The 11,708-nt window shown below is 72.1% G+C and carries 9 protein-coding genes; 3 read left to right on the top strand and 6 right to left on the bottom strand.

Annotation, left to right across the window (positions count from 1 at the left end; all coding sequences use genetic code 11):
* The first annotated feature begins 150 nt into the window (after positions 1 to 150).
* Complete coding sequence (locus tag AC0IVP_RS08690) at positions 151 to 807, top strand: class I SAM-dependent methyltransferase (protein WP_471755947.1); 657 nt, start codon at positions 151 to 153, stop codon at positions 805 to 807.
* A 9-nt stretch (positions 808 to 816) separates the two neighbouring features.
* On the opposite strand, the gene AC0IVP_RS08685 is transcribed toward AC0IVP_RS08690, so the two are convergent.
* The 5 genes from AC0IVP_RS08685 to AC0IVP_RS08665 form a co-directional block, all read right to left on the bottom strand.
* The gene (locus AC0IVP_RS08685) at positions 817 to 2,763 is read right to left on the bottom strand and encodes a beta-galactosidase (protein ID WP_471755945.1); all 1,947 of its coding nucleotides are present in this window, start codon (positions 2,761 to 2,763) and stop codon (positions 817 to 819) included.
* Entirely contained in the window at positions 2,760 to 3,677 is a 918-nt protein-coding gene (locus AC0IVP_RS08680; RefSeq protein ID WP_082556558.1) for a carbohydrate ABC transporter permease, read from the bottom strand. The genes AC0IVP_RS08685 and AC0IVP_RS08680 overlap by 4 nt, the downstream gene beginning before the upstream one ends.
* The gene (locus AC0IVP_RS08675) at positions 3,674 to 4,600 is read right to left on the bottom strand and encodes a carbohydrate ABC transporter permease (RefSeq protein ID WP_056290476.1); all 927 of its coding nucleotides are present in this window, start codon (positions 4,598 to 4,600) and stop codon (positions 3,674 to 3,676) included. The genes AC0IVP_RS08680 and AC0IVP_RS08675 overlap by 4 nt, the downstream gene beginning before the upstream one ends.
* A 68-nt stretch (positions 4,601 to 4,668) precedes the next feature.
* Positions 4,669 to 6,024, bottom strand: coding sequence for an ABC transporter substrate-binding protein (locus AC0IVP_RS08670; protein ID WP_471755943.1), 1,356 nt, complete (start codon positions 6,022 to 6,024; stop codon positions 4,669 to 4,671).
* Positions 6,025 to 6,074: 50 nt separating this feature from the next.
* Complete coding sequence (locus AC0IVP_RS08665; protein ID WP_471755941.1) at positions 6,075 to 8,174, bottom strand: beta-galactosidase; 2,100 nt, start codon at positions 8,172 to 8,174, stop codon at positions 6,075 to 6,077.
* Positions 8,175 to 8,375: 201 nt separating this feature from the next.
* On the opposite strand from AC0IVP_RS08665, the gene AC0IVP_RS08660 reads away from it, so the two are divergent.
* Positions 8,376 to 9,428: a LacI family DNA-binding transcriptional regulator gene (locus AC0IVP_RS08660; RefSeq protein WP_056290469.1), complete on the top strand. Its 1,053-nt coding sequence runs from the start codon at positions 8,376 to 8,378 to the stop codon at positions 9,426 to 9,428.
* Between the two features lie 82 nt (positions 9,429 to 9,510).
* Here the strand turns inward: AC0IVP_RS08660 and AC0IVP_RS08655 are convergent, their stop codons facing one another.
* Positions 9,511 to 10,584, bottom strand: coding sequence for an ABC transporter ATP-binding protein (locus AC0IVP_RS08655; protein WP_471755939.1), 1,074 nt, complete (start codon positions 10,582 to 10,584; stop codon positions 9,511 to 9,513).
* Positions 10,585 to 10,719: 135 nt separating this feature from the next.
* Here AC0IVP_RS08655 and AC0IVP_RS08650 point away from each other — a divergent pair, with 135 nt between their 5' ends.
* Entirely contained in the window at positions 10,720 to 11,706 is a 987-nt protein-coding gene (locus AC0IVP_RS08650; RefSeq protein ID WP_471755937.1) for a LacI family DNA-binding transcriptional regulator, read from the top strand.
* The last annotated feature ends 2 nt before the right edge of the window (positions 11,707 to 11,708 follow it).

Raw genomic sequence — 11,708 nt, 5'->3', positions numbered from 1 at the left:
GACCGGGGCGCCCCGCCGCCGGGCCCCGGCGGGGGGACGCCTCCCCACCCCCCTGACCGCCGACCCACCCCGAGGAGACCCCGTGGGCGCCCTGCTCGTCCTGGCCGTGCTCAGCCGCCGCCAGCACACCGTCACCTGCCGGCGGCCCTCGTGACCGCGGCGGTCTGCACCGCGTGGGCCCGCGGCAGCGCACGGTGGTCCTTCCTGCGGCAGAGCTGGTCGCGACCGGTCCTCACCGGCGCGATCGCGCCCAGCGGCTCGCGGCTGGCCCGCAGCCTCACCGCCCCCGTGCTCGAGCGGACGGGTCGCCCGCTCACCGTGCTGGAGGTCGGCGCGGGCACCGGGGCCGTCACCCGGGTCCTCCTCCCCCTCCTGGCTCCGGGCAGCCGCCTGGACGTCGTGGAGGTCAACCCGGCCTTCCTGCCCGCGCTCCGGGACCTGCTCACCGGCGCCCCCGTCGACGCGCGTCTGCACGGCGTCGCGTTCGCCGACGCCGAGCCACACCTGGCCGCCGGCTACGACGTCATCGTCTCTGCGCTGCCGTTCACGAACTTCGACCCCGACTTCGTCCGCAGCACGCTGGACCGCTACGAGGAGCTGCTGCAGCCCGGCGGGTCCCTCACCTGGTTCGCCCACCTCGGCAGCCGCCACCTCCGTGGACTGACCGGCAGCCACGCCGACCGCCTCCGGCACGCCCGCGTCGAGCACCTGCTCGCGGCCCGCGGCGGCAGCCGGCACGACGTCTGGGGCAACCTGCCTCCCGCTCGCGTCACCCGGCTGCTGGCCGACCGCCTCGCTGCTGGCTGAGGCGGGTGCTCACACCCGCCGGGTGCCGTCGAGGACCGCGACCTCCTGCGACTCGAGGTCCAGGTCGGTGCCGCCGACCCGGACGTGGACCGGGTGGGCGGCGTGGTTGACCACGAACACGACCCCGCCACGGCGCACGGCCTCGACGTCCTCGGGGAGACCCTCGAAGTCGGGGTCCCGGGCGTCCTGGGAGACCACGAGCTGCAGGACCGCCCGGGCCGACGCCCGGTCGAGCTGTCCCGCCGCGTAGACCACCGAACCGCCGGAGGCGTGGGTCTTCCGCGTCAGGGCCGGGCCGCCGGCGTAGGGCCCGTCGGTGAAGCGGGCGAGCACGGTCGCCTCCCGCGCCTCGACGTCCTCCACGATCCCGCCCAGGGTCAGGTCGAGCTGCCCGACGGCACGGGCGGCGTCGTCGGGGACACCGGCGTGCTCGAGGACCTCGATGCCGGCGATGTCGCGCAGCTGGGTCAGGAAGCCGCCCTCACGGAGGCGGTCGCACTCGTCGACGACGTCGCTGAAGGACGTCAGCACCAGCGTCCCACCCGCCGTCACGAACGCGACCAGGGCTGCGGCGGCCTCGGCGCGGAGCAGGTACAACGCCGGGGCCAGGACGACCCGCCGGTCCCCGAACGGCCCCGCCGCCCCGGTCACGTCGCAGGCCAGGTGCTCGTCCTGGGTGGCCAGGTGCCAGGCGGTGAGCACCTGCTGGTGGTCCAGGTCGGCCGGGTGGTCCGTGCCCTCCAGCGCCCACCAGTTCTCCCACTCGTGGACCAGCGCCACCGGCGCGGGTGCGGCAGCTGGCAGCGCGGGGAGCTCGCGCAGGCGGGCACCGAGGGCACACACCTCCCGCCAGGTGCGGGTCCCCGTCCCGGCGTGCGGCAGCATCGCGGAGTGGAACTTCTCGGCACCGGCCCGGGACTGCCGCCACTGGAAGAACAGGATGCCGTCGGCACCCCGGGCGATCGACTGCATCGACCAGGCCGCCATCTGTCCCGGTGACTTGGGCGCGTTGCGGGGGCGCCAGTTGACCGCACTGCTGGCCTGCTCCATCAGCAGCCAGGGGCGATCGGGGCTCAGCCCACGGACCAGGTCGCGTTCGAAGGCGCCGTGCCGGTACCCGTCGGGGTGGGCGGGGTCGGGGTAGCAATCGTCGCTGACGACGTCGATCTCAGGCGCCCAGGTGCGGTAGTCGACGTTCTTGTTGAACCCGATGAAGTTCGTGGTGATCGGCTGGGTGGCACCAGCCGCCCGGAGGACGTCCCGCTCGGCCAGGTAGCACTCCAGCAGCGCGTCGGAGGAGAACCGGCGGAAGTCCAGGACCTGGGCGGGGTTGCGGCTGTAGGGCGCGTGCCGGGGGGTCGTGACCTCGTCGAAGGTGCCGTAGCGCTGGGACCAGAAGGAGGTGCCCCACGCGTCGTTGAGGCCGCCGATGGTCAGGTACCGGTCCTGCAGCCACTCGCGGAAGGCCCGTTCGGCGGACGCCGAGTGGTCCAGTGCCACGTGGCAGCCGTACTCGTTGTTCACGTGCCACATCTGGACGGCGGGGTGGTCGACGTAGCGCTCGGCCATGGCGTGGACCAGCTCGGCCGCCAGGCGGCGGTACCGCACCGACGTGGGCGCGTAGTGCTGCCGGCTGCCGTGCCAGTACCGGGCGCCACGCTCGTCGACGGCGTAGAGGTCCGGGTGCCCCGTTCCGGCCCAGGGCGGCGGGGACGCCGTCGCGGTGGCCAGGTCGACACCGATGCCGCCGGCGTGCAGCAGGTCGAGCACGCGGTCCAGCCAGCCGAACTCGAAGGCGCCCTGACGCGGTTGCAGGTCGGCCCAGGAGAAGACCCCGACCGTGGCCGTGGTGACACCCGCCTCGCGCATCCGGGCGACGTCGTCGGTCCAGACGTGCTCGGGCCACTGCTCGGGGTTGTAGTCCCCGCCGTAGAGGAACCGGTGGCCGCCGATCACTGCTTGACCGACCCGGCCGCCAGACCCGACTGCCAGTAGCGCTGCAGGAAGAGGAAGGCCACGACCAGCGGCACGATGCTCACCAGGGAGCCGGTGATGACCGTGGAGAACAGGGCCTGGGAGCCACCGCCGCCCTGGGCGCTGGCCAGCTGCTGCTGGGCCAGCCCGACGGTGAGGGGGTAGAGCTCGGAGCGGTTGAGCATGATGAGCGGCAGGAAGTAGTTGTTCCAGGTGGCGACCAGTGCGAAGAGGAACACCGTCACCACGCCGGGCCCCAACAGCCGCAGGCTGACCTGCCAGAAGATGCGGAACTCCCCGGCCCCGTCGACCCGGGCCGCCTCGATCAGCGAGTCCGGGACGGCGTCTGCTGCGTAGACGCGCATCAGGTAGACCCCGAACGGGCTGACCAGCGAGGGCAGGATGACTGCCCACGGGGTGTCGGTGATCCCGAAGGTGTTGAACAGCAGGTAGGTCGGCAGGGCCAGCGCCGTCAGCGGGATCATGATCGCGCCGAGGGTGACGCTGAACAGGGCCCGCGAGCCCGGGAACCGGTACTTGGCGAAGGCGTAGCCGGCCATCGTGGACAGCAGGGCCGCACCGCCACCGCTGGCCAGCGCGTAGAAGACGGTGTTCAGCGCCCACCGGCCGTAGATGCCGTCGCGGTTGGTGAACACCGACACCAGGTTGTCCCAGAGGGAGAACCGCTCGCCGAACCAGAGCCCGAACGTGGAGAACAGGTCCGCGTTGTCCTTGGTGCTGGCGATGACCAGCCAGACCAGGGGCAACAGGAAGTAGGCGGCACAGAGCCACAGCAGGACCGTCAGCGGGGTGCTGCGCCGGTCGCGCGGGTTGCGCCGTCGTCGTGCCGGGGGTGCCGTGGGGCGTTCCACGGGCGGGAGCAACGTGGTGGTCATCGGGAGCTCTCCTGCTTGCGCTCCCCGCGTGCGGAGCCCAGTTGGACGACGTAGGACACGACCGCGATGAAGAGCCCGAGGAGGAAGGCGATCGCGGCTGCGTAGTTCACGTCCTGGTTCACGAAGGCGAGGTTGTACGCGTAGAAGTTCGGGGTGAAGGCGTTGGAGATCGCGTTGGGCGCGATGGTGTCCAGCAGGCTGGGCTCGTTGAAGAGCTGGAAGGTCCCGATCACCGAGAAGATGACCGTCAGCAGGATCGCCGGGCGGATGGCGGGGATCTTGATGCTCCAGGCGATGCGGGCCTGGCTGGCACCGTCCATCTCGGCGGCCTCGTAGAGCTCGGTCGGGATCGACCGCAGCGCGGCGTACATGATGATCATGTTGTAGCCGACGTACTCCCAGGTGACGATGTTCATCATCGAGCCGAGGATGCTGCCGGAGTCCAGGAAGGTCGGGGTGTCCAGACCCACGGCCCGGGCCAGCTGGGCGATCGGGCCGAAGTCGCGGCCGTACAGGTAGCCCCACATGAGGGTGGCGACGACGCCGGGGACGGCGTAGGGCACGAAGTAGACCAGCCGCAGCGCCTTGGAGCCTCGGGCGCGACCGCTGTCCAGCGCCAGGGCCAGGAACAGGGCCACCCCGAGCATGATCGGCACCTGGACGACGAGGAACACCGCCATGCGTCCCAGCCCGCCGAAGAACGCCGAGTCCGTGAGGGCCTGGACGTAGTTGTCCAGCCCCACGAAGGACGTCCCGCCGATGAGCCGGTCCTGGAAGAGGCTCAGGTACAGGGAGTAGCCCAGCGGGACCACCAGCATGGTGGTGAAGACCAGGAAGAACGGTGCGATGAACAGGTAGGCGGCCGCAGCCTGCTTGCGCCGTCTGGTCGCGGTGGGTCGGTGCGTCGTGGTGGTGCTCGCCATGGGGTTCCTCTGCCTGACGGGGCCGGGTGGGGCGACACCAGGTCCTGGTGCCACCCCACCGCGGACGGTTACTCGACGGTGAAGCCCTGGTCCTCGGCGTAGCGGACGATCTGGGCCTGCCAGTCGTCGAGGGCGCCGACGAGGTCGCCGCGGTCACCGATGGCGGTGCCGACGGTCTCGTTGAACGAGGAGTAGACGAACTCCATGAAGGGCAGCCAGGTGAAGTCGGTGTCCACCGTCTCGGCGATGCCGGCGAAGAGCTCGTTCACCTTCTGACCACCGAAGAACGCGACCTCGGAGCCGGTGAAGGACTCGTCGGCGAGCAGCTCGGTGCTGGCCGGGAAGAGGAACTGCTGGTTGGCGAAGAGCGCCGTCGACTCGGGGTCGTGGTTGATGAACTGCGCCAGGGCCGCCGCGGCGATCGGGTTCTCCGTGGTGGACAGCACGGCGTCGGTGGACCCGCCCCAGTTGCCGGAGACCTCCTGGCCCGCCTCCCACTGCGGCAGCGGGGCTGCCGACCACTGGCCCGAGGTCGCCTCGGCCGTGCCCTGCAGGAAGATCGGGCCCCAGGCCGCGGTCAGCCAGCCGGCGTAGGTGCCGGTCGACAGGCCCTGGTAGAAGGCGTCGTTGAAGTCGGCATCGGTCCCGACCAGGTCGCGGTCGATCAGGTCCTGCCAGTAGGTCATGACCTCCTGCGCCTCGGGGCTGTTGACGTCGATGGAGACCGTCTGGTCGCCGTCCCAGCTCCACGGCCGGACGCCGGCCTGCCAGAGCAGACCGGTGACCTGGGCCGGGTCGTTGCTCGGCAGGTTGGAGATGTAGCTGCCGGTGGCACTGCGGACCTGCTCGGCCGCGGTGGCGTAGTCGGCGTAGGTGGCCGGGGGCTCGGTGACGCCGGCCTGGGCCATGATGTCGGACCGGTAGAGGTTGCCCATCGGGCCGATGTCCTGCGGGATCGCCCAGATGCCCTCGTCGGAGGAGACCTGGTTCCAGGCCCAGTCGACGTAGTCGCCGCTGATGTCCGCGGCCCCGTAGGGGGTCAGGTCCAGCAACGAGTCGGTGAGGGTGAAGGAGGGGATGTACTGGTACTCGACCTGGATGACGTCGGGGGCGCCGTCGCCGGCCTCGAGGGCCGTGCGCACCTTCTGGTAGTGGTCCAGGCCCTGGCCGACGTTCTCGACGGTGACGTCGATGGCGGGGTACGCCGCCTCGAAGAGGGCCACCTCGTCCTCGATGTCGGGCACCCAGGTCCAGAACGTCAGCTCGGTCGGGGTCTGCAGCGCCTCGTCGATGTCGGCCTGGGAGACCGGCTCGGAGCCTGCGGTGTCGTCCTCCCCGCCACCGGAGGAACATCCCGCGAGCGTCATGCCCAGAATCGCGGCGCTGGTCGCCATGGCCAGTGCGGTGCGCGGTGCCTTCTTCATCGTTGCTCTCTCTGTGGGTGCAGTCCCGCGCCAGGGCGGCCGGGGGTGGGTCACTGGTCGACCAGGGCGTGCGTCGACCAGGCATCGAGGGCGATCGCGGAGCCGCTGGTGTGCAGGCTCCCGGTCGTCAGGTCCTGGACGGAAGAGCTCAGGACCAGATCGGTGGGGGCCCAGCCCCAGTTGAAGACGAACCAGGCCCGCCGTCCGTCCGGCAGTCGGCCCGACGACACGGTCACCTGGGGGCTCCCTGCGGCGCCCAGGGCCGCAGCCACCGGGGCGGGCTGGGCCCAGGCGAGGACGGCGGCCGCCAGGTCCGGGGAGGGCAGGCAACCGACCACGGTGACCCGACCCCGACCGTGGGCGTGCGTGGTCACGGCCGGGAAGGTGCCGAAGTGCGGGTGGTCGTAGGAGGCGAGGGGCGTGGCGCCGTCGAGCACCAGCCCGTCGACCCAGTCCCGGGCGTGACCGGTGGCCTGGAGGTCGGGGCCGACCGCGTGCACGGGGACGGCGGCGAGCAGGTTGCTGAACTCCGCGTAGTGGACGCCGGCCGCCGCTGCGAGCCGCGCCGGCGACACAGCGGCACGGGCCCGGGCCTGCTCGTCGGCGTAGCCGGTGCGGGGACCCAGGACGAGGTGACCGCCCAGCCGGGCGTACTCGGCCAGCAGGTCCAGCTCGTCGTCGGTGGCGACGTACACCCCGGCGGCGACCAGCACCGGGAAGCGGTCGACCAGCGCCTGGGCACCCAGGCCCAGGGCCTGACCGGTGTGCAGCAGCCGGGCCTGCCGACCGGAGTCGACGACACCGCGGTGGAAGGCGTCGACGATCTTCTCGTAGGCAGCGTCGTCGGCCACCCCGTCGGTGCGGAAGGGCGGCATGAACTGCAGGGCGAACCGGCTGGGGTTCGACCACAGGACCGCGACATCGGCGTCGGGCTCGTAGCCGTCCAGGGTCGTGCCGACCGCCTGCAGCTCGGCACCGATCTCGGCGATCTCCCGGTACACCCGGCCCGGCTGGAGGCTGTGCGGGAGGATCCCGCCCCAGTAGGTCTCGGCTCCGTAGGGCAGCGTGTTCCACTGCCAGTACTCGATCATCGCCGCGCCGCGGGAGACGAACGCGTACGCCGCCTGCTTGAGCTGACCGGGGTAGGGCGGGAACGTCGTGTCCGCGGCCCCGATGCCCTGGGCGTTGGTCTCGGTGATGAGGTACCGCGCCTGCTTGGAGGCCCACATGCGGTCGGCCTGGCGGAAGAGACCCGGCACCCCGCTGGTGACCCAGTAGTCCAGCGGCTCGTGCTCCTGGCCGATCGCCAGCTGGTCCTGCATCCCGTAGTAGGGGTTGCCCGCGGCGATGTCGAGACCGGCGAACAGCTGCTCGTCGTCCAGGCCCCGGCGGGGGTACTGCAGGCACGTGGTGACGAACTGGCCGGGCGCCTTGTACTCACCGACCAGGGCGGCCTGCCAGCCGATGAACTCGGTGGTGAGCTCGGCCTGGAACCGGCGCCAGGCCAGGTCGTACTGCGGGAAGCTGTTGCCCTCCGGGCGCCACAGCTCCGACCAGTCGTCCAGGCGGTGTGACCAGTAGGCGAGGCCCCACTCCCGGTTGAGGGTCTCGACGTCGCCGAACTCGGCCTTGAGCCGACGCACGAACCGGCTGAAGACGCCCTGGTTGTGGAACAGCTCCAGACCCGGCTCGTTGTCGACCTGGAAGCCGATCACCGCGGGGTGGGTGGCGTAGCGGCGCAGCACGGCGCGGACGACCCGTTCGGCGTGGAACAGGAACGCCGGGTGGGTGTAGTCCACCTCCTGGCGGGCGCCCCACGGGATCCGCTCCCCGGTGCTGCGCTCGGCGGCGATCTCGGGGTGGGCCTGCTGCAGCCACGGGGGGACGGCGTAGGTCGGTGTGCCCAGGACGACGCTGATCCCTCGGGCGTGGGCCCCGTCGAGCACCGGCAGCAGCCACTCCAGGTCGAACTCGCCGTCGCGGGGTTCCCACGTCGACCACACCGACTCACCGACCCGGATCACCGTGAAACCGGCGGCCGCCATCAGGTCGAGGTCCTGCTCCAGCCGGTCGGTCTGCTGGTACTCCGCGTAGTAGGCCGCGCCGAAGAGGACCCGGCTGGGGGCGTGCGAGGTGGGCAGCGAGCTCATCGAGGTGGTTCTCCGTCGGTGCGAGGCGAGTGTGCCGCGCCACACTCGCACGGGATGTTACCGATAACAAGAGCTGTGGTTGGCGAATGTCATCGGTAACGTGCACCAGACGTGGTGAGCTGACGCACGGACCGTCCAGCAGCGGGCGGACGACCGGTGCGCCACCGCGAGTCACGCGGGGACAGGCAGGAGAGCCAGCACATGACCGCGTCGGGTCAGACCCCGCAGTCACCGGACGCCGCGGTGTCCGAAGCCCGTCCGGCCACCATCTACGACGTGGCCCGCATGGCCGGCGTCTCGGGACAGACGGTCAGCCGGCTGCTCAAGGGCTACCAGGGCATCAGACCCGAGACCCGGGAGCGCGTCACCGAGGCCCTGGAGGCGCTGGACTACCGCCCGAACCTGACCGCCCGGTCGCTGACCACCGGCCGGTCCCATCGGCTGGGGGCCCTCACCCACGAGATCGACCAGGTCGGTCCCAGCAGGATCGCCCAGGGAGCCAGTGCCGCGGCCCGCGAGGCCGGGTACCTGCTCGACATCGTGACCCTGGACATGACCGACCGGACCTCGATCGACAGCGCTCTGGCGCTGGTGGCCAAGCACGACCTCGCGGGGGTGCTCGCGCTGGCCTCGACCGACGAGATGACCGAGGCCCTGGAGGCCACCGACTTCCGGGTGCCCGCCTTCATCGCCGCCGAGGCCGACGAAGACCGCTCGGGAGCACCCAGCGAGCTGTCCTCGACCGGCCTGCCGGCCCTCGTGGACCACCTGGCGGACCTGGGCCACCGGTCCTTGGTGCACATCGCCGGACCGTCCACGTGGGCCGCCGCGCGCAACCGTGCCCGCGCCTACGAGTCGGCCGTCGCGCGGCGTGGTCTGCAGTCGGTCGCACTGGTGCACGGGGACTGGTCGGCAGCATCCGGCTACGCCGCGATCGGTCAGCTGGGTGGCACGGGGGGTGCGACGGCGGTCGTGGCGGCCAACGACCAGATGGCCCTGGGGGCGGTGCGCGCCCTGACGGTGCGGGGCCTGTCCGTCCCCGGTGACGTCAGCGTCACCGGCGTCGACGACATCCCGGAGGCGGCGTTCTTCACCCCTCCGCTGACCACGGTCCGCGTGGACTTCGCCGCCCAGGGCAGGGCCGCGGTGGCCGAGCTGCTGGGTCGCATCACCGGTACACAGGTGCCGGCCACACCCTCGCTGCAGTCCGCGCTGGTGGTGCGGGAGTCCACGACCCGGGCACCGGGGGCCTGACACCTGCTCGAGTGCGGCCCCGCGACGCCGGTGTGGCGGACCGGGGCGTCCCCGGTCGTGGACACGGGGACGCCCCGGTGGATCAGGTGAGCCGCCGCCCGTCGGAGTCGGCGAACACGTGCAGCCGCTCGGGCCGGGCCAGCACCCGGACCTCGGTCCCCTTCTCGGGGACGGCACGCCCGTCGACGCGGACGACGACCGGCTGCGGCGCCCCCTGTGCGTCGACCTGACCGTACGCGAAGGCGTCGGCCCCGAGCTCCTCCACGACCTCCACCCGGACGGACAGACCCTCCGTGCCCACTGCGAGGTCCTCCGGCCGCACGCCGATGGTGAGGGACCCCTCGCGCGCCTCGGCGAGCGCCGCGGCCTGCACCGGCACCACGTGGGAGCCGAAGAGCACTCCCCCCTCGGCGACCGGCAGCCGGAGCAGGTTCATCGCCGGCGAGCCGATGAAGCCGGCGACGAAGGAGTTGGCCGGCCGGTCGTACAGGTCCCGGGGGGTGCCGACCTGCTGCAGGAGACCGTCCTTGAGCACCGCGACGCGGTCGGCCATGGTCATGGCCTCGACCTGGTCGTGGGTGACGTAGACGGTGGTGACACCCAGGCGGCGCTGCAGCGAGGCGATCTGGGTGCGGGTCTGCACCCGGAGCTTGGCGTCCAGGTTGGACAGCGGCTCGTCCATCAAGAACACCTGGGGCCGCCGGACGATCGCCCGGCCCATCGCGACCCGCTGCCGCTGACCACCGGACAGGGCCTTGGGCTTGCGGTCCAGGTACTCGGTGAGGTCCAGCACGCGCGCCGCGTCCTCGACCCGGCTCCTCAGCTCGGTCTTGTCCATGCCGGCGATCTTGAGCGCGAAGCCCATGTTCTCGGCGACGGACATGTGCGGGTACAGCGCGTAGTTCTGGAAGACCATCGCGATGTCCCGGTCCTTGGGGCTGACGTCGGACACGTCCCTGTCCCCGATGAGGATCCGTCCGCCGTCGATGTCCTCGAGGCCGGCGAGCATCCGCAGCGAGGTGGACTTGCCGCAGCCGGACGGGCCGACGAGGACCAGGAACTCGCCGTCGGCGATCTGCAGGTCGAGTGCGTCGACGGCGGGTCGAGGCGTCCCCGGGTAGGCGCGGGTGACGCGGTCGTACACGACGGTTGCCATCGGGTGGGTCTCCTCCCGGGGCACGTCGTGCCCCCGGTGCGGGTCGAGTGGGGCTCACCGGTGTGACCCACTAGACGGATGTTACCGATAACACGAAGATGCGTCCATGACCCTCGTCGCAGCACCGCCCCCGGCGTGAACGCGATCGAGGAGGTGGCCCGCAGGGCCGGGGTGTCCCGCGCGACCGTCACCCGGGTGGTCCAGGGGCACCGCTACGTCTCTGCCGGGACACGGGCGCGGGTCCAACAGGTGGTGCGGGAACTCGACTACCGACCCTCGAGCGCGGCACGCACGCTGGCGAGCGGGCGGGCGGGCGCACTCGGGGTCGTGCTGGGTGGACCACTGGACCCGGAGTCGGCGACGTGGGTGGCCGCCGTCGAACGCGCGACCCGGCTGACCGGGAGGGCCCTGGTGGTCCGCACGGTGCCCGACGGGTGCCCCGGTTCCCTGACCCGGGCAGTGCAGGAGCTGGCCGCACAGCAGGTCGACGGGATCGCCCTGCTGTGCCCGTCGCAGGAGGTCGACCTCCCGCGGCTGCGGGATGCAGCCGGCACGGTGCCCCTGCAGTCAGCGCACGACTGGGAGGGCGAGCACAACACGTGGACGAGCTCCGGGGTGCTCGCGGTGCGGCACCTGCGGTCCGTCGGGCACGCGGTCGTCCACGTGGTGGTCGGGGACCCGGAGGCGGCCCGGGCACAGGCCCTGCTGCGCCGGTCCACCGTCGGTCCGTCGACGGCTCGGGTCCGGGTCGTCACCGTCGGACGGGACCCAGCCGGGACCGGCCCCACGGTCGCCACCGCCCTGGCCACGTCGGGTGCGTCGGCCGTCGTGGCGGAGAGCGACCGGACGGCGTGGCACCTGCTGTCCGACCTCCGTCGGCTGGGCGTCCGGGTGCCCGAGGACGTGGCCCTGGTGAGCTGCGGCGACGCCCCTGGCGCCGCGTTCAGCCGACCGGGGCTGACCGTCGTCCGACACCACCTGGCCGGGCCGGCCACCCGCCTGGTCGACGGGCTCCTCCACGGCCCGGCCGTACGACCACCGAGCGCAGGACCCCCCGACGTCGAGCTGGTCGTCCGGGGCAGCTGCGGGACGACCGCCGGACGGCTCGCGGCCGCGGGCTGAGG

Source organism: Klenkia sp. AC732 (assembly GCF_979256525.1).
The sequence above is the reverse complement of the archived record's forward strand: the minus strand, read 5'-3'. Positions and strand labels throughout refer to the sequence as shown.